The 17,173-nt window shown below is 65.6% G+C and carries 18 protein-coding genes; 14 read left to right on the forward strand and 4 right to left on the reverse strand.

Annotated elements, in window-relative coordinates; genetic code table 11:
- The first annotated feature begins 43 nt into the window (after nt 1–43).
- The gene (locus tag H0264_RS29905) at nt 44–730 is read left to right on the forward strand and encodes an iron-dependent transcriptional repressor DtxR (protein WP_181580645.1); all 687 of its coding nucleotides are present in this window, start codon (nt 44–46) and stop codon (nt 728–730) included.
- A 3-nt stretch (nt 731–733) separates the two neighbouring features.
- Nucleotides 734–1,714, forward strand: a complete 981-nt coding sequence (gene galE, locus H0264_RS29910) for a UDP-glucose 4-epimerase GalE (protein WP_181580646.1) — start codon at nt 734–736, stop codon at nt 1,712–1,714.
- Nucleotides 1,715–1,733: 19 nt separating this feature from the next.
- Here the strand turns inward: galE and H0264_RS29915 are convergent, their stop codons facing one another.
- Nucleotides 1,734–2,897 (reverse strand): DUF4192 domain-containing protein, encoded by a 1,164-nt coding sequence (locus H0264_RS29915; RefSeq protein ID WP_181580647.1) that lies wholly within the window; start codon nt 2,895–2,897, stop codon nt 1,734–1,736.
- Nucleotides 2,898–3,163: 266 nt separating this feature from the next.
- Between H0264_RS29915 and H0264_RS29920 the strand changes: the two genes are divergently transcribed.
- Nucleotides 3,164–3,586 (forward strand): hypothetical protein, encoded by a 423-nt coding sequence (locus tag H0264_RS29920; protein WP_181580648.1) that lies wholly within the window; start codon nt 3,164–3,166, stop codon nt 3,584–3,586.
- A gap of 68 nt (nt 3,587–3,654) precedes the next feature.
- Here H0264_RS29920 and H0264_RS29925 read toward each other — a convergent pair whose 3' ends face one another.
- On the reverse strand, nt 3,655–4,080 hold the full coding sequence (locus H0264_RS29925; RefSeq protein WP_181580649.1) for a VOC family protein: 426 nt from the start codon (nt 4,078–4,080) through the stop codon (nt 3,655–3,657).
- A gap of 91 nt (nt 4,081–4,171) precedes the next feature.
- On the opposite strand from H0264_RS29925, the gene H0264_RS29930 reads away from it, so the two are divergent.
- Together H0264_RS29930 and H0264_RS29935 are read left to right on the forward strand one after the other, a co-directional pair.
- On the forward strand, nt 4,172–5,137 hold the full coding sequence (locus H0264_RS29930; RefSeq protein ID WP_181585921.1) for a helix-turn-helix transcriptional regulator: 966 nt from the start codon (nt 4,172–4,174) through the stop codon (nt 5,135–5,137).
- A 108-nt stretch (nt 5,138–5,245) separates the two neighbouring features.
- Complete coding sequence (locus H0264_RS29935; RefSeq protein ID WP_181580650.1) at nt 5,246–5,758, forward strand: hypothetical protein; 513 nt, start codon at nt 5,246–5,248, stop codon at nt 5,756–5,758.
- A 155-nt stretch (nt 5,759–5,913) separates the two neighbouring features.
- Here H0264_RS29935 and H0264_RS29940 read toward each other — a convergent pair whose 3' ends face one another.
- A complete protein-coding gene (locus H0264_RS29940; RefSeq protein WP_244975986.1) occupies nt 5,914–6,642 on the reverse strand; it encodes a DUF5642 family protein in 729 nt (242 codons plus the stop codon).
- 277 nt (nt 6,643–6,919) lie between these two features.
- On the opposite strand from H0264_RS29940, the gene H0264_RS29945 reads away from it, so the two are divergent.
- From H0264_RS29945 to speD, 7 genes are all read left to right on the forward strand, one after another.
- Nucleotides 6,920–7,873 (forward strand): proteasome assembly chaperone family protein, encoded by a 954-nt coding sequence (locus tag H0264_RS29945; protein ID WP_181580651.1) that lies wholly within the window; start codon nt 6,920–6,922, stop codon nt 7,871–7,873.
- 168 nt (nt 7,874–8,041) lie between these two features.
- Nucleotides 8,042–9,157: a hypothetical protein gene (locus H0264_RS29950; protein WP_181580652.1), complete on the forward strand. Its 1,116-nt coding sequence runs from the start codon at nt 8,042–8,044 to the stop codon at nt 9,155–9,157.
- A complete protein-coding gene (locus tag H0264_RS29955; protein ID WP_181580653.1) occupies nt 9,105–9,776 on the forward strand; it encodes a hypothetical protein in 672 nt (223 codons plus the stop codon). The genes H0264_RS29950 and H0264_RS29955 overlap by 53 nt, the downstream gene beginning before the upstream one ends.
- On the forward strand, nt 9,773–10,210 hold the full coding sequence (locus H0264_RS29960; RefSeq protein WP_181580654.1) for a hypothetical protein: 438 nt from the start codon (nt 9,773–9,775) through the stop codon (nt 10,208–10,210). The genes H0264_RS29955 and H0264_RS29960 overlap by 4 nt, the downstream gene beginning before the upstream one ends.
- A gap of 87 nt (nt 10,211–10,297) precedes the next feature.
- Nucleotides 10,298–12,808, forward strand: coding sequence for a DEAD/DEAH box helicase (locus H0264_RS29965; RefSeq protein WP_181580655.1), 2,511 nt, complete (start codon nt 10,298–10,300; stop codon nt 12,806–12,808).
- 183 nt (nt 12,809–12,991) lie between these two features.
- Nucleotides 12,992–14,092, forward strand: coding sequence for a type III PLP-dependent enzyme (locus H0264_RS29970; RefSeq protein ID WP_181585923.1), 1,101 nt, complete (start codon nt 12,992–12,994; stop codon nt 14,090–14,092).
- Between the two features lie 8 nt (nt 14,093–14,100).
- Nucleotides 14,101–15,315 carry an adenosylmethionine decarboxylase gene (speD, locus tag H0264_RS29975; RefSeq protein WP_181580656.1) on the forward strand — a complete coding sequence of 405 codons (1,215 nt, stop codon included), beginning with the start codon at nt 14,101–14,103 and terminating at the stop codon, nt 15,313–15,315.
- Nucleotides 15,316–15,636: 321 nt separating this feature from the next.
- On the opposite strand, the gene H0264_RS29980 is transcribed toward speD, so the two are convergent.
- Nucleotides 15,637–15,888 carry a hypothetical protein gene (locus H0264_RS29980; protein ID WP_181580657.1) on the reverse strand — a complete coding sequence of 84 codons (252 nt, stop codon included), beginning with the start codon at nt 15,886–15,888 and terminating at the stop codon, nt 15,637–15,639.
- A gap of 205 nt (nt 15,889–16,093) precedes the next feature.
- On the opposite strand from H0264_RS29980, the gene H0264_RS29985 reads away from it, so the two are divergent.
- A complete protein-coding gene (locus H0264_RS29985; RefSeq protein ID WP_276514515.1) occupies nt 16,094–16,984 on the forward strand; it encodes a helix-turn-helix domain-containing protein in 891 nt (296 codons plus the stop codon).
- Complete coding sequence (locus tag H0264_RS29990) at nt 16,974–17,171, forward strand: DUF397 domain-containing protein (protein WP_181580659.1); 198 nt, start codon at nt 16,974–16,976, stop codon at nt 17,169–17,171. The genes H0264_RS29985 and H0264_RS29990 overlap by 11 nt, the downstream gene beginning before the upstream one ends.
- The last annotated feature ends 2 nt before the right edge of the window (nt 17,172–17,173 follow it).

Below are 17,173 nucleotides of genomic sequence, written 5' to 3' on the forward strand. Positions count from 1 at the left end.
CCGCGCATGGGTAGAATTCGTGCACGACGAAGGGGTTAAACAGGTGAAGGATCTGGTCGATACCACGGAGATGTACCTCCGTACCATCTACGACCTCGAGGAGGAGGGTGTCACGCCGCTGCGCGCTCGCATTGCCGAGCGCCTGGAGCAGAGCGGGCCCACCGTGAGCCAGACTGTCGCACGCATGGAGCGCGACGGTCTGCTGACCGTCGCCGGTGACCGCCATCTCGAGCTGACCGACAAGGGCCGGGCGATGGCGATCTCGGTCATGCGCAAGCACCGGCTCGCCGAGCGATTGCTGGTCGACATCATCGGCCTGGACTGGCAGAACGTGCACGCCGAGGCCTGCCGCTGGGAGCACGTGATGAGCGAGGAGGTGGAGCGCCGCCTGGTCGAGGTGCTCAACCACCCCACCACCTCCCCCTACGGCAATCCGATTCCCGGTCTGGACGAGCTGGGCGTGACACCGTCCTCCGGTTCGGAGGAGAAGCTGACCCGCCTGTCGGACCTGCCCAGCGGGCAGAACGCCGCAGTCGTGGTGCGCCGGCTGTCCGAGCACATCCAGACCGATCCGGAGATCATCGGTCAGCTGCGGGAGGCCGACGTGGTGCCGGACGCGCGCGTGAATGTGGAGACGCGGCCGGGCTCGGTGGTCATTCTGGTGCCGGGTCATGAGGGATTCGAACTGTCCGACGAGATGGCGCACGCCGTCCAGGTGAAGTTGGTCTGACACTTGAAGCTTCTGGTTACGGGAGGCGCCGGGTACGTCGGTGGCGTCTGTGCGCAGGTTCTGCTCGAGGACGGCCACGATGTCGTGGTGGTCGATGATCTGTCCACCGGCAATGCCGACGGCGTTCCGGCCGGGGCGAAGTTCGTCGAGGGCGATATCGCCACCGTCGGCGCGGAGTTGATCGGCAGCGAATCCTTCGACGGGGTGCTGCATTTCGCGGCGCAGTCGCTGGTGGGCGAGTCGGTCGTACAGCCGGAGAAGTACTGGCACGGCAATGTGGTGAAGACGCTGACGCTGCTGGAGGCCATGCGCGACGCGGGCACGCCGCGGCTGGTGTTCTCCTCCACCGCGGCCGTCTACGGCGAGCCGGAGCAGGTGCCGATCGTCGAGGAAGCGCCGAAACTGCCGACCAACCCCTACGGCGCGTCGAAGCTGTCCATCGACTACGCCATCACCTCCTACGCGGTGGCGCACGGGCTCGCCGCGACCAGCCTGCGCTACTTCAATGTGGCGGGCGCGTACGCCGGACTGGGTGAAAACCGGGTCGTGGAAACGCATCTCATCCCCCTGGTATTGCAGACGGCGCTGGGCCATCGTGAGTCGATCTCGGTCTTCGGCACCGACTATCCGACGCCGGACGGCACCGCCGTGCGCGACTACATCCACATTCGTGATCTGGCGCAGGCGCATCTGCTGGCGCTGTCGCAGTCGCAGCCGGGTGTGCACCGCATCTTCAATCTGGGCAGCGGCACCGGTTTCTCGGTGCGCGAAGTGATCTCGGCCTGCGAGCGCGTCACCGGGCTGCCGATCACCTCGATCGACGCCCCGCGCCGCGCCGGTGACCCGGCCGTGCTGGTCGCCTCCAGTGATCGCGCCATGGCCGACCTCGGCTGGCGGCCCGAGCACACCGATCTCGACGAGATCGTCTCCGACGCCTGGGATTTCCTGAAGTCACTCGGCGATCGCGCGCACAGCGCCCGCTGAGCTCGCGCCCCTGTCCCGGTCATTCCGGTACCTCGGTTCCCAGGTCGACGCCGAGGTCCGCGGCGGCTGAGCGACCGGTGTCGGCGAGGCGGCCGAGACGATCCGGGCTCATGCCGGTTTGCAGGGCGGTGTCCAGAAGGAGGGCCATGCGGTGCTCGGGGTCGGCGGACAGGGCGGCGTCGAGGGCCACGCCGGCCAGTGCGCCGTCGCCTCGCGCGTAGGCGCTGTAGCCGAGCAGCGCGGCGGCCTGCGCGCGGTCCGGGTCCGGCAGGACACGGGTGAGCTGGAGCCACAGGGCTTCGGCGGCGTCGGCGTGCGCACCCGGCGCGAGGGCGAACATGACATCGCGGACGGTCGAATCGCGCAGGGCCACGGCCACTTCCGCCAGTTCCTGAGGTTGCAGGGCCACGCCCTTGTCGACCGTGGACAGCTGCCACAGCACCTTCCGGAGTTCGCCACGGGTGTAGGAGTCAGGATCGTTACTTCGCACCGCGCGGGCCAGACGGTCGGCAGCGGCGGTTTCGGCGGCGGCCATCGCCTGCATCACCGCGGCGCGGGTGGTTCCGTCCACTGCGACCGCGGCGGTGAGTTCCTCGCGGGAGCCGCGCATCGGCCGTCCCTCCAACACATGCCGCACGGTGATCAGCGACGCCGCCGGATCGGATTGGATGCCATGGCGTTTCGGACCGCTCACACTCCACCACTCCAGGTCGGCTCCGATGGCGCGTACCGCCCAGGCTCCCGCCACCGGCACGGCGTCGACATCCAGCCGGTGTTCGAGTGCGGCGACGAGATCGCGGTGTTTGCGGGAGCGCACGCCGTAATGCTGTTTCGTCGGCCGGGTGGCCCGGTCGTCGACGATCAGGGCGAGTACGGCAACGGCCCTGTGCCGCAGGCAGAGTGCTGCCACACGCTCAACCAGCTGGGCGGTTTCGGCCCGGCCCGTTTTCTCCATGTCCAGGCGCGCCACCATGTCCACGGCCGCGCTGCCCGGCGGATCCGGCTCGGGCCGCAGCACGGTCACCACCAGTGATCGTTCCGGGGCGAAGCCGAGCATGGCGGGCACGGCGGCGATGAAATCCCCCGGATGCCGCAGGTGCAGTTCCGGTTCGCGGGCCGCGTCGGCGAATTCGGTGGTGGTATCGCCGCTTTCGGGCGGTGCGGGTTCGGCTGGCGTTGTCATGCCGTCGAGGATCCGCTCGAGCGCCGACCGGCCCGCGACGCCGACCTGGGCTTTTCCTCGTGCCTGTGCACGACATCAAACCTGTGCATCACGTCGGCGCGCCAAATCCCTTACGCCGCAAAGCTGTCGGTGCCCGCTGCTACCGTGCCCAACGGAACCGGTCTGCGAAATGAACTTATTTCATTTCACCCGACCGGTCGGCACGACGTTGCTACTCTCCGCCTCGGCGCCCAAATCCGGGTGCCGGAAAGGAAGTACAGCGTGCGATGAAGAGCACGAAGTTCACCGGCCTCACCGTGGCCGCCATGGCCGCGGTCGCCATGCCCGTCCTGTTCGCCCCCTCGGCGGCCGCCGACGTCGACCGGGTGCGGGTCGACAATGTCTCCGACACCGAGGTGTGCGCGGTCGGCAAGCCCTGCTACATCCGCGTCCGCCTCACCGGGGACAGCCGTTTCGACCAGGTCACCGTGTCGGTCAACGGCACCGTGATCGGCTATTCGGTGCCGCACGCCGAGACCTGGGACGATGCCGCGACCGCCGAAGTGACCTGGGTCCCCGGCGATTACGGCAAGTACACGATCACCGCCAAGCAGGGTTACTCCTCGGCCTCGATCGAGCACACCCTGGCCGATCCGCGCCGCTCCACCGGCTCCTTCGGTGGTCTGCTGCCGACGGGTTCGGCGGGCTAGTTTCCTCTTCAGGAGCCGGGCGGGGCAGAGACCGGCTCCTGCGCTGGACGATCGGGGGCGGCGGGGGGTTATGCGGAGCCGAGTTTCTCGGCGGGGCGGATCTTTTCGAGAAGTTCGACGTAGTGCGGGTTGTACATGATGCCCAGCACATTGCCGAACGGATCGACGACGGAGGCGGTGACGAATCCGGTGCCGAGCCCACGCTCGGTAATGGGTTCGAGTTCCTCGGCTCCCAATTCGACCAGGCGGCGCAAGGTCGCGGCGATATCGTCGACATGCCAGTTCAACTGCTGGCCGCCGGGCTGATCCGGGTGGGTGGGCGCGAACTTGCGGTTGATGATGCCGAGTTCGGCCTGATAGTCGCCGATGCGGAACTCGTAGTATCCGCCCGGCACGTGGAAATACGGGGCGACGCCGAGCAATTCGCTGTACCAGTCCTTGGCCGCCTCCAGGTCGTCGGCGTAGTAGCACACGGTCGCCATGCCTCGCAGCATCTCGATCTCCTTCATCGGTTCGGTTCGATGTATCCATCATCTCGGTCAAAGTGCTCACCGAATGAGCACTTTTCCGGGCAGTATTTCCGGTGTGCGCGCGGATCGATTGGTAGCCACCCTGTTGTTCATGCAGACCCGGGGCCGGGTGACGGCCGCGCAGGTCGCGGCGGAACTCGAGGTGTCGGTGGCCACCGCGCGCCGGGATCTGGAAGCCTTGTCGGCGGCCGGAATTCCGGTGTATCCGCAGGCCGGGCGGGGTGGCGGCTGGGCGCTGGTGGGTGGCGCGCGCACCGATCTGAGTGGGCTCACCGCCGTCGAGGCGCAGGCGCTGTTCCTGCTGCTGGGCCCGCTCGCCACCGCGTCGCCCGCCACCCGATCCGTGCTGCGGAAGTTGTTGCGCGCCTTGCCGCAGCCGTTCCGGCTCGAGGCCGAGGCGGCCGCCGGGGCGGTGGTGGTCGACGCCGCGCGCTGGGGTGAGCGGGATGATCGCGCACCACAGCCGGTGGACCTGTTGCAGCGGGCGATCGTGCGCCGCCACCGAATTCGCTTCACCTATGCGCGGGCCGGGGCCTCCAGCGAGCGCGAGGTGGATCCCTGGGGCCTGGTGGACAAGGACGGCATCTGGTACCTGGTCGCCGGAACCGAGCGCGGGCAGCGCACGTTCCGCGTCGACCGCATGACCGACCTCGAGATCACCGACGAAATCGCCCATCGCCCGGAGGATTTCGACCTGTCGACGGCGTGGTCGGAAGTCGTGGAGAAGGTGGAGCGCCGGCGCTCCACCGTGGCCGCGACCGTCCTGGTCCCGACGGATCTGGTGGAGATCCTGCGACGGCGCGAAGGGCGGCACTGCGTGGTGGAGGGACCATCCGGCGACGGCCGCATGCGCGTCCGCGTCACCGCACCCACACCGCTCGATGTCGCACGGAATCTGGCCGGCTGGGGCGCATCCATCGAGGTGCTGGGGCCGGAGCCGGTGCGGGCGGAACTGGCCCGCCTGGGCGCCGAACTCGTGCACCGGTACCACCCGAAAGCGCCCGGAAACGCTGCGAATTGATACCGCAACCGAATCATGGTGCAGCACTTTCCATTTCGCAGAAATGCCCACTGAACTGCTGTTACAGTCCGCCCGGCACCCCACCGAGGTGCCGGAAGGAATTACGCAATGACACGAACACATGTGACGCGAAAACTGCTGGGCGCGGCCGGAGCCGCCGCCTTCACCGCCATGGCCGGATCGGCGCTGGTCGCCGGGCCCGCCCAGGCGGGTGTCGAGGATCTCAGTGTGATCGGCCTGAATCCGGGCACGGCGTGCGCGGTCTCGACCGGCTGCGCCATCCACACCACGCTGACGGGCACCGGCAAGCTCGACCAGGTGGAGTTCCTGGTCGACGGTCAGGTCATCGGCACCTCGTGGCCCGCCACGGTGAACGGCGCGGTCACCGCCTCCTACCCGTGGTGGCCGGAACACGACGGCGCGTATTCGGTCGGCGTCCGCCAGGGCCTGTCGTCGGTCACCATCGTGTACACCGTGGGCAAGGTCGGCCTGTGCTCGGTGATCCCGGGCTCGGCCTCCTCCGGTTCCGCCGGTTCGGGCTCCGCGTCCGGCTCCTTCGGCAGCGGCTCGGCCGGAAGCGGTTCCGCGGGAACCGGGTCTGGCACCGGCTCCGGCTGCTGACAGCCCTTGGGCATCGGCCTTCAGCGGCGCAGCGCCTCACGAGACCAAACCCCCAGGGCCACCACGAGTCCAGGGGCAGCGCCTCACGAGGCCACAGCACCAAGGGCCACCGGGGGTTTCAGGGGCGAAGCCCCTGAGAGCCTACGAGAGTTGTTCTAACCCTTGCGCACCTTGCTCACCGTGGTGGTGAACAGGGAGTCGAGGGCTTCGGTGTCGGCTTTGCCGTCGCCGAATGTCATGTAGGTGACGTTGATTCGTACATCCCCGACCTGTCCGAGGAGGGTTTGCATGCTTCGTGTGGTGCCCGCAGCCCCCGATTCGGATCGCACGGTGCGCCGCAGCGCGAGGGTGTCGTCGGCGTCGAGTGGCGGCGGTGGATCGAGTTCGGTGGTGACGGTGGCGTCGGTGCCACTGTGGCTCACCTTCACATTGCCGCAGCGCTGCAACTGATCTCGCAGCGTCGACAGTTTCTGATCGATGCGCACCAGTTCGACGGTGAGGGTCGAACGGGAGTCGTCGTCGGTGCCGACGCTGACCACGGGTCCGGCCCCCGGTGTGGGCGGGGTGCAGGCGCTGGGTTCGACGGTCGCGCCCGGCAGGATGCCGTCGAGGTCGTGGGCGGCCTGCCCGGCGGCGTCGGGCGTCAGCATGACCGCGGAGTATTTGGCCGGAAACTGCCCGGCGCTGGGCAGCATCCGCGCCAGCGCGCTGTCGGGCGCTTCGGAGCTCACGGGCCCGCGCGCGGAGACCGGATGCCCGTCCACCGAGTTGCCGCAGGCGGCCAGCGCGCAGCCGAGCGCGGCCACCCCCAGCACGCGGACGGGTATGGCGCACAACCTCGCCGCACGCATGCCGCGGCGGGGGTGCGGAGTTACAGGGATCACTCGCCGATCCGGCGAATCCGGCACGATCACCGGTCCACTATGCCGAATTTCTGCTGTTCACACGGAATGCCACGCCGCGCGGCCGCTTCCCGGGAATGCCGTTCCCGCACGCGTGGTTGCAGCCGGGGTGCGGGCGGTGCACGGCATGCCGCCGCATGAGGGACAATGTGGAAGGTCCCTTACCGCGCCGGAGCGATGAAGAGGATCGCGGCAGATGGGTCGCCGCGCCCGTGTCAGGCACCGCCGCCGCGGAGGGTCACGCAGGAAGGAGTACGCGATGGACTACGAGTCGCGCATGTACGAGTTGGAGTTCCCGGCTCCGCAGCTGTCGTCGGCCGACGGCGCGGGTCCGGTTCTGGTGCACGGTCTGGAAGGTTTCACCGACGCCGGGCACGCCGTTCGCCTGGCGACCACGCACCTGCGGGAGAGCCTCGAGTCGGAACTCGTCGCCTCGTTCGATATGGACGAGCTGCTCGACTACCGGTCCCGTCGTCCCCTCATGACGTTCAAGACCGATCACTTCTCGGATTACACCGAGCCCGAACTGAATCTGTGGGCAGTCAAGGACACGGCCGGCACGCCGTTCCTCCTGCTGTCCGGACTGGAACCGGACCTGCGGTGGGAGAAGTTCGTCACCGCGGTGCGGCTGCTGTCCGAGCAGCTGGGCGTGCGCCGCACGATCGGCCTGAGCGCCATCCCCATGGCCACCCCGCACACCCGTCCGCTCGGTGTCACCGCCCACGCCAGCGACCGCGACCTCATCGGCGACCACCAGGGCTGGCCCGGTGAACTCCAGGTCCCCGGTAGCGCCTCCTCCCTGCTCGAGTACCGCATGGCCCAGCACGGCCACGAATCGGTCGGCTTCTCCGTCCACGTCCCCCACTACCTGACCCAGACCGCCTACCCCGAGGCCGCCCAAACCCTGCTCGAGAACGTCGCCGAGAACGCCGGCCTGGAATTGCCGCTGAAGGCCCTCACCGAACAGGCCGCCCGAGTCCGCGAACAGGTCAACGAACACATCTCCGGCAACGCCGAGGTCGAAACGGTGGTCCAGGCCCTGGAACGCCAATACGACAGCTTCGTCACCGCCGAAGAACGCCGCTCCAGCCTTCTGGCAAGCGAGAACGAACTCCCCACCGGCGACGAACTCGGCGCCGAATTCGAAAAGTTCCTCGCCGAACAGTCCGGCTTCACCGAAGGCGACGGCACCGACGGCGGCGACGCTCGCTGACCGATTGGCTGGGCCCTGCCCGTTCGGAACTCCTTGTGTGACAAGGAACCTCGGGCAGGGTCGGCGCAAGCATTGGTCACGCCCGGCGCCGTAGCGTCCAGCCCTCTCCTGCTACTGTGATGCCAACCGGCTGGAATTCCACCGGCGCGGTTCACAAGCGGGGGGCTCATGGACAACTTCACAGTCGATCTACCCAGCCTCGCTGGGTTCACCCTGGACCTCCAGGATCTGAGCACGAACTTCTCGTCCAATGCCGCGCAATTGCTGTCGGCCGTCTCGCTTCCCACCGGCTCGAGCGGCCTAATGGGCACATTGTCGCAATCCTTCGAAACGTTCCACACCGCATTGTCGACGGCACATTCGAGCGATGTGACCGCAGTCGATACCCTCGGTACGAAACTGACCGATGCACAGCGCGGATATCGATCGGTCGACGACGGCTCAGCCTCCACCATCTCGACGCTTCTGACAGGCGACAACGGATCCACGATCGCCTTCGACGAGACCATCAAACGGTTCAGCGCATTACAGCTGCCTACCCTGCCGACTATCGACGACGCCACCTACACTCTGCGCAATGTCGTCACCGCCAGCGCCAACGCCGTCGCACCATTCGATGATGCGCTGAGCGCAGCGATCGGAATCAAACCGGCAGCGAACTACCTCACGCCGCTGGCCTCGGACTGGGAATCACTGCAGGTGATCGGCCGCACAATCGGTCAACTCAGCATCAATGACTTCGTAGCCTCACAAAACCTGAGCACTGGCATCCAGTGGCTCCAAGGTTTCTGGACCAAGGATGCATCCCAAGCTTTCGGCGAAAGCGCGCGCGGCCTCTGGCAATCGGTCTGGCGACGCAGCGACGACCTGGACGCCGTATCGAGGATCGTCGAGTACGGCGGGGCTTGCATCGAACGGCTGGTGTACAACCAGTCGGTGGGGCTCGCCGCCGCAGTGACACAGCCGATGAGCTTCCTCGGGTTCACCCTTCCGCTGGGGTCCTGGGCGCAGGTGATCGACAGCCCTATGCGGGACTCGATGAAATCCGAAATCACGACAGCGGCGGAAGCACTGAAGACTTCCGCAGATGCGCGACACACAGCGATTACCACGATCGTCGACACTATTTCGACGGCATTGAATTATTCGAACGGGCGAGAAATACCAGCATTCAACGCCACCGACTTCGAAATTCCCGAGAAGATGGTCGCAGGCACGAGCGCCCAAAGATATGGTTTCGGCAGCCAGGTTTGGTGGGAGGTACAAGTTGCATCCGCCTCCTGATCGAGCATTACCCGACGACCGAGCGATCCACGGGTCGAAGGCTGGTACGCGGGACGATTCGAGCTATCTTGCCGCGGACATAGCCGCAGTCAAGGCGTACTTCGATGTCCGCGGATACGACTTCGCGGCGGATATGCTTGACTTCTACCTGGACAACCACGCATCCGGTGAAGAGTACAAGATCAGCCTCGAGAACTACCTGAAGGTCGTCGGCGCATCGGTTGTCAAGTCGAAGATTTCCGAATGCTTGGATGATATCGCCGAGCAGGCTCGAAAGGATCCACAGATCGGAGTCAAAAGAGAACTGACTTCCGACTGGAAAGGCATCCATTCGGTCGACGACCAAGACGTCGCGAATGCGCTTGGAACCTTTGCAGTGGCGGTTGGTAGCGATACCACAGTTCTGGCACCAGGCCTATTGGATGGCCTTCGAGCTCAGATATCGTTCAAGATTTACATATGGGACTACTACAACTTCGATCAACTCCAGGCCGGATACACAAAGCCCGCGAAGACCTTGAACAACGAGGCCAGACTGCTGGAGGAACTTGGACTGGCCCGAAGCTACATAGCGAGAGGAGAGTCGCCATATTCCCAAATGTGGACCCAAAATCTGTGATCGGAACGCAGACGGGTAAAATTGCCGCCGCCATATTGGTCGGCACACTCACATTGCTCGCGTCTGGATGCTCGAATGACTCCGATGAACTTCAGGAGATCGCGAAATGCGGAAAACTTGACTTTCCAGAAGGAGCCAAGCTGGTTGATTACGACGACCGGAGCGCGTTCAATGATCAGGTTCTGGTTGCCGTCGTCGATATGTCCGCTGGGCAGGTCGAAGAGTTCAAGGGCAATTCGAAGCTTGTTCGGTTCGAGCCGGGCGTGCCGTCCGATTGGAAGACTCAATGGGGCGGAACGACCGGGGCCGAGGTACTGGCGAGCGGCTCCGATAACGAATACTTGAAAGAGCCGTATGAGGGGCCACTGAGGAATGTGGCCATCCATAACTCTGGCGGTGACGCCAGGCGGGTTTTCATCAATGTGGCGTGCTGACGCGGACGTGGGTGGTGTGCGTCGGTGGCGGGTACCGCGCGGGTGCAGCGCCGACCGGGAGCGGATGTAGCGGTAACGTTGTTCGGCGTGCAGCTATCCGAACTCGTTCCTGACCAAGCCGTTGCCGACGTGGATCCGGAGTGGTTGTACGAGACCTTCGCCGAGTGGACGACCGAGCAGGGGCTGGCGCTGTATCCGGCGCAGGAGGAGGCGCTGCTCGAGCTGGTGACCGGGGCGAATGTCATTCTGGCTACGCCTACCGGGTCGGGGAAGTCGATGGTGGCGATCGGGGCGCATTTCGCGGCGCTCAATCGCGGGCAGCGCAGTTACTACACGGCGCCGATCAAAGCGCTGGTCAGTGAGAAGTTCTTCGCGCTGTGCGAGGTGTTCGGGGCGGACCGGGTCGGGATGGTGACCGGGGACGCGGCGGTCAATCCGGAGGCGCCGATCATCTGCGCCACGGCGGAGATTCTGGCGAATCTCGCGCTGCGTGAAGGGGCGGACGCCAATGTCGGCCAGGTCATCATGGACGAGTTCCACTACTACGCCGATCCGGATCGCGGGTGGGCGTGGCAGGTGCCGCTGATCGAGCTGCCGAACGTGCAATTCCTGCTGATGTCGGCGACTTTGGGTGAGGTCGACTTCTTCGCGGAGGATTTGACGCGGCGGACCGGGCGGTCGACGGCGATCGTGTCGGGGGCGGAACGGCCGGTGCCGCTGAGCTTTTCGTATGTGCGGACACCGATCACCGAGACGCTCGAGGATCTGGTGACCACCAGTCTCGCGCCGGTGTATGTCGTGCACTTCACGCAGGCGGCGGCGATCGAGCGGGCGCAGGCGCTGATGAGTGTGAACTTCGCATCCAAAGCGGAGAAGGACGCTATCGCGGAGGCGCTGGGGGATTTCCGGTTCGCGACCGGGTTCGGCAAGCAGTTGTCGCGGTTCATCCGGCACGGGATCGGGGTGCATCACGCGGGGATGCTGCCGAAGTATCGGCGGCTGGTGGAGAAGCTGGCGCAGGACGGGCTGCTCAAAGTGGTGTGCGGCACAGACACTCTCGGGGTGGGTATCAATGTGCCGATCCGCACGGTGCTGCTGACCGGGCTCACCAAATACGACGGCGTGCGCACGCGCCGGCTCAATGCCCGTGAGTTCCATCAGATCTCGGGGCGTGCCGGTCGCGCCGGATTCGACACCATGGGCACAGTGGTGGTGCAGGCGCCCGAGCACGAGGTGGAGAACGCGCGCCTGGTGGCCAAGGCGGGAGACGATCCCAAGAAGTTGAAGAAGGTCCAGAAGCGCAAGCCCCCGGAGGGTTTCGTGTCCTGGTCCGAGGACACCTTCGATCGCCTCGTCGCGGCCTCACCCGAGCCGATGATGTCGCGGTTCAACGTGACCAACTCGATGCTGCTGAATGTGATTGCGCGCAAGGGCAATTGCTTCTACGCCATGCGGCATCTGCTGGAGTCCAATCATGAGCCGCGCGCGGCGCAGCGCAAGCACATCCTCAAGGCGATCCGGTTGTATCGGGCGCTGCGGGACGCGGGCGTGGTGCAGCAGCTCGACGAGCCCGACAAGTACGGGCGGCACGCACGGCTCATGGTGGATCTGCAACGCGACTTCGCGCTGGACCAGCCGCTGTCACCGTTCGCGCTGGCGGCGCTGGAACTCCTGGACAAGGAGTCCCCGAGCTACACCGTCGATGTCATCTCGATCATCGAATCCACTCTGGAGGATCCGCGCCAGCTGCTCATGGCGCAGCAGCACAAGGCACGGGGTGAAGCCGTCGCGGAGATGAAGGCCGACGGCATCGAATATGAGGAGCGCATGGAACTCCTCGAGGAGGTGACCTGGCCCAAGCCGCTCGCCGAGGAGCTCATCCTGCCGGCGTTCGAGACCTACAAGGGCGGTCATCCCTGGGTTTCGGAGTTCGAGCCCTCCCCCAAGTCCGTCGTCCGCGAGATGGTGGAGCGCTCGCTCACCTTCGCCGAGCTCGTCTCCAACTATGAGCTCGCCCGCTCGGAGGGCGTGGTGCTGCGCTATCTCGCCGACGCCTACCGCGCGCTGCGCCGCACGGTCCCCGAGCAGGCGCGCACCGAGGAGCTCGACGACATCACCGAGTGGCTGGGCGAGCTCATCCGCCAGGTCGACTCGAGCCTGCTGGATGAGTGGGAGCAGCTCACCAATCCGGGCGCGGAAACCGATACCGAGCAGGTCGCTTTCGGCGCGGAGGGTATCCGCCCCATCACCGCCAATGAGCGGTCCTTCCGAGTGCTGGTGCGCAATGCCATGTTCCGTCGCATCGAACTGGCGGCCTTCCAGCGCTGGGACGCGCTCGACGAACTCGGCGACGAGCTGGATTGGGAATCCGCGCTGGAGCCGTACTACGCCGAATACGACGAAATCGGCACCGGCCCGAACGCGCGCGGTCCGAAGCTGTTCCAGATCGAGCAGCGGCCCGAGTTCTGGCATGTGCGTCAGGTGCTCGACGACCCGGCCGGCGATCACGGCTGGGCGGTGGAAGCGGTGGTCGATCTGGCCGAGTCCGATGCCGCCGGTGAGGTGGTATTCGACGAGGTCACCGTGTCCGCGGGTTGAACACGTCACACTCCGACACGCCTTGTTACCCGGTTCGCGCAGCTGACCGGGTAGTAGGCTGAAAAATTCGTTCGGGCTCCGGTTCGGATTTCGTAGGCAATCGCGTGTATTCTCGCGCACTGTTGCCTGTCGCCGCCTTCGTGCCCGGACGAGAAGAGTTCCCTTAGATTGACCGATCGAAACGTGCCCGAGTCGCCCTGTCTGGTCATCGACCTGAACCGGGTCCGCGCGAACTACCGCGCACTGCATGCCGCGCTACCCACCGCGCGAATTCGCTTCGCCGTCAAGGCGAGTCCCGTACCGGAGATCATCCGGCTACTGAACGACGAGGGCGCCGAGTTCGACGTCGCCAGCATCGGCGAGATCGAGCTCTGCATCGCGCAGGGCGTCGATCCGGCGGTCATGTGTTACGGGAACCCCATCAAGAAGGCTTCGCAGATCGCCACCGCCTATGCGGCCGGTGTGCGACGCTACGCCTTCGACACCGAAGACGACCTGGAGCGCATTGCCGAGCATGCGCCGGGATCCGAGGTGGAGTGCCGGTTCCTGGCGTCGGCGCCGCAGTCGCAGACGCCGTTCGGCACCAAGTTCGGCTGCGCGCCCGGTGAGGCCGTGCACCTGCTGGTGCGCGCCAATGATCTGGGCCTGAAGGTCGTGGGTCCGTACTTCCATGTGGGTTCGCAGCAGCTGGATCCGATCGCCTGGCGCATCGGCATCGAGCAGGCCGCGGCCATCACCGAAGCCCTTGCGGTCAAGGACATTCCGGTGTCGGCGGTGAATATCGGTGGGGGACTTCCGATTTCGTACGCCGACGCGGCTCCTGGCATCGACGAACTGGGCGCGGTGATCGCCGACGCGGCCGCCCGCCTGCTCCCGGAACACACCGGCCTGGTGGTGGAACCCGGTCGCGCCCTGGTGGGCAACACCGGTGTGATTCACGCCGAGGTGGTGAATGTTCGTACCGCGCCGGACGGGCGGCGCTGGGTATACCTCGATATCGGCCGCTACAACGGCATGGCCGAAACCGAGAACGAGTACATCGCATACCGATTCCAGACCGACCGCGACGCGGATCCGAAGGATGAGGCGGTGGTCGCCGGACCGACGTGTGACGGCGACGATGTACTCTATCAACGCACGCGGGTCCTTCTTCCGACCTCGTTGCGAGCCGGTGATGCAGTTCGCATCCTCGAAACCGGCGCCTATACGGCGAGCTATTCGTCGGTGTCCTTCAACGGTTTTCCGCCTCTGACTGTGCATGTCATTGGCGCTGAGCGAGAGTGAGTTCGCTTATGACGGCAGAATTCACCGGCTGGCATGTGCTGGCCGAGTTCGGTGGTGTCGACGCTGGTCTCTGCGATGACATCGAACGCCTCGAAACCGCGCTTCGAAAATCGTTGGTCGCCGCGGGGGTGACCATCTGCGATGTCGTGCGCAAGCAGTTCGAGCCGCAGGGTGTCACCATCCTGGCCCTCCTGTCGGAATCGCACGCGTCGATTCACACCTACCCGGAGTCGGGCGACATCTTCGTCGACGTATTCACTTGCGGCAGCATCGGTTCCGGTGCCACCAAGGCAGTGGAGCTGTTGCAGCAGGAGCTGTCGCCGAAGTCGGTCAACATGGAGGTCATCCAGCGCGGGCATGCCTCGCGCCGGATCCACGAGCCGGTCGGCGAGGGCCTGACCCGCGTGTGGAACATGTCCGAGGTGATCGTGGACACGAACACCCCGTTCCAGCACATGATCATCGCCAGGACCGAGCAGGGCATCTCCCTGTTCTCCGACGACGATCGCCAGTCCACCGAGTTCTCGCAGCTCACCTACCACGAGGCCATGCTGGTCCCGGGTTACGCGCTGGCCGAGAAGATGGACAAGGTGCTCATCATCGGTTCCGGTGAGGGCGTCGCCTCGCAGATGTCGGTGGCCGCGGGCGCGACGCTCGTCGACCACGTCGACATCGACCAGCTGGAGGTGGAGCTGTGCGCCGAGCACCTCCCCTACGGCTACTCGCAGGCGGATCTGGCCGAGGCGGTCGCGCAGACCGGCCCGATCAAGATGCACTACGCCGACGGCTGGGACTTCCTGGCCAAGGCCGAGGCGGCGGGCGTCCGCTACGACCTCATCTGCATCGACCTCCCCGACGAGCGCGTCGAGGACGCCCAGCACAACCGCCTGTACGAGGACGACTTCCTCAACCGCTGCAAGGCGCTGCTCGCCGAGGGCGGCGTGCTGGCGGCCCAGGCCGGCTGTCAGACCATGTGGCGCAACGAAACCCTGAAGCGCTCCTGGACCCGCTTCCACAACCTGTTCGAGACGGTGGTCCCCTACGTCTCCGACGAACACGAGTGGACCTTCATCTTCGGCACCCCGAAGGCGATCGAGGACCCGGTCGCGAAGATGACCGCCACCCTCTCGACCCTGCCCTACAAGGCCGAGACCATCGACGAGCGGGCCCTGGTCCGCGGCGCGATCGAGCCGCACGCCCTGCGCGTGGGCGTCAGCGTCTAGTCGACAGCAGCACCCGAAGCGCCCCGCACGGCTTTCCGTGCGGGGCGCTTCGCTTTCCGTGGCCTGTCGCAACGGATTTCGTCGTCCGCCCCCGGGTCCGTCACGCGAATCGTCTGCCTTTCGCGCTCAACGCCACTCGCCCCCGAGGACTGATCCGCCACCGCCCCCGCGGCCTGCTCGGCAACACCAGCCCCCGCAATTCCAACTGCGCCAGCGCATTACGCGTCCGCCAACTGGTCAACCGCGCGGCTCCCTGCACCTGCGCAGCCGTGAGCACCCGATCCGGATGCAGCGCCGCGAGAACCGCAACCTCAGCAGATTTCACGCCCCGACCTCCATCCGCACCCCGAATCGCACCAGCAGCCAGAACAACTCACTCTTCCGGGCCCGATGACACCCCGCGCGCCGTCCCCTGACGGCCGGCACATCGAGATGCCCACCACCCACGAGTAGTAGGCGCAACGACTCGCCTCCACCCGCCCGCCGCTCACGCACGAACCCCCAAACCGCCCAGGCGATTACGGCACCGCACAGCACGAAGATCGAAAGCAAGGCCCATATGTCCCACGGCATGACCGCCTCCTAGCGACGGATAGTGTTGGATTCCTGCGCGTCCGGCGAGCACCTCCGTTCGCAGGGCAAGCACACACCCGGGCGGCATTCCTGCGGCTGCGAATCTGGGAGCCCAGAAAGTTGGTTCAAAATGCCTGTGCCATTCCCGTTCTGAGCACACACTTTCTCCCGTATCGGTCGGAGAACTCACCCCAGGATGGGTCTGATGCCTGTGAACGGGAGCACTACACTGCCTCGCCGGCAGCTCGGGAGATACCTGCGCGAGGCACGCGAAGCCGCGAATATGACGCTGGAACAAGCTGCGACGCTGATGGAGTGGGGCAAGAGCACCCTCCAGCGACTCGAAAAGGGACAGACCGAGCGTGTTCGCATACGCGAAGTCGAAGATCTCTGCGAGCTGTACGGAGTCGGAGACGAGCGCACGGCTGCGTTGAAAGGGCTCGCGCAACAGGCGCCGGTCCGGTCGTGGTGGCACGCCTACGGTGATCTGATCCCTGCGAATTTCAACCTTTATGTCGGTCTGGAAGCAGCCGCAAGCACCTTGACGATCTTTCAGCCCCTGATCATTCCGGGTCTGCTCCAAACCTCCGCCTACACACGGATTCTCGATAGGACCTACTTCCCCGCCGAGACCGAGATCGAACTGGAACGGCGTATTGAGCTGCGAAAACAGCGGCAATCGATCATCTTTCGCAAGCGCAGGCCCGCCACCGCGTCGATCGTCCTGCATGAAGCGGCAATACGGACGCGCGTAGGTGGTCGCGCAGTGATGGTGCCGCAACTGCGCCACCTCGCCGACGCGAGCAGCCGCGACAACATCGAAATCCGTGTACTGCCCTACCGCGCAGGGTTCCCGATCGGCTGGGCGCTGCCGCCGTTCGTCCTACTGGAGTTCGGAACCGAAGCCAGGAGTGCCTCACCGGAACCGACCATCGTCTTCGCTGAGAGCTTCACTGGCAGTATGTATTTCGAGCGGGATACTGACGTAGACCGGTTCAGAGAGGCATACGCCAGGGTTCGGCAAGCCGCCCTGGACGTTCAACCAAGCCGCGACGTACTACGCGAGATAGCAAGGGAGATCGACAGTGAACGCTGATCTGACCGATGCCGAATGGTTCAAGTCCAGCCGCAGTGGCGGTGGCCAGGAATGCGTAGAAGTCGCATTCCTGGCCGACGCGGTGGGCGTCCGCGACAGCAAAGACCCCACCGGCCCAGCACTCGTGTTCGCACCCCGAGCGTGGGATGCCTTCACGCAGGCCATCGGTCGGGGCGCATTCGACTGAAG

It is taken from the genome of Nocardia huaxiensis, assembly GCF_013744875.1.
Taxonomy (GTDB): domain Bacteria; phylum Actinomycetota; class Actinomycetes; order Mycobacteriales; family Mycobacteriaceae; genus Nocardia; species Nocardia huaxiensis.

What these genes read in the sequence shown, in the direction of transcription:
- H0264_RS29985 (WP_276514515.1), top strand. Translation starts at nt 16,094, where the DNA reads ATGCCTGTGAACGGGAGCACTACACTGCCTCGCCGGCAGCTCGGGAGA.
- H0264_RS29950 (WP_181580652.1), top strand. Translation starts at nt 8,042, where the DNA reads ATGGACAACTTCACAGTCGATCTACCCAGCCTCGCTGGGTTCACCCTG.
- H0264_RS29915 (WP_181580647.1), bottom strand. Translation starts at nt 2,897, where the DNA reads ATGACAACGCCAGCCGAACCCGCACCGCCCGAAAGCGGCGATACCACC.
- H0264_RS29980 (WP_181580657.1), bottom strand. Translation starts at nt 15,888, where the DNA reads ATGCCGTGGGACATATGGGCCTTGCTTTCGATCTTCGTGCTGTGCGGT.
- H0264_RS29955 (WP_181580653.1), top strand. Translation starts at nt 9,105, where the DNA reads ATGGTTTCGGCAGCCAGGTTTGGTGGGAGGTACAAGTTGCATCCGCCT.
- speD (WP_181580656.1), top strand. Translation starts at nt 14,101, where the DNA reads ATGACGGCAGAATTCACCGGCTGGCATGTGCTGGCCGAGTTCGGTGGT.
- H0264_RS29925 (WP_181580649.1), bottom strand. Translation starts at nt 4,080, where the DNA reads ATGCTGCGAGGCATGGCGACCGTGTGCTACTACGCCGACGACCTGGAG.
- H0264_RS29920 (WP_181580648.1), top strand. Translation starts at nt 3,164, where the DNA reads ATGAAGAGCACGAAGTTCACCGGCCTCACCGTGGCCGCCATGGCCGCG.
- H0264_RS29945 (WP_181580651.1), top strand. Translation starts at nt 6,920, where the DNA reads ATGGACTACGAGTCGCGCATGTACGAGTTGGAGTTCCCGGCTCCGCAG.
- H0264_RS29935 (WP_181580650.1), top strand. Translation starts at nt 5,246, where the DNA reads ATGACACGAACACATGTGACGCGAAAACTGCTGGGCGCGGCCGGAGCC.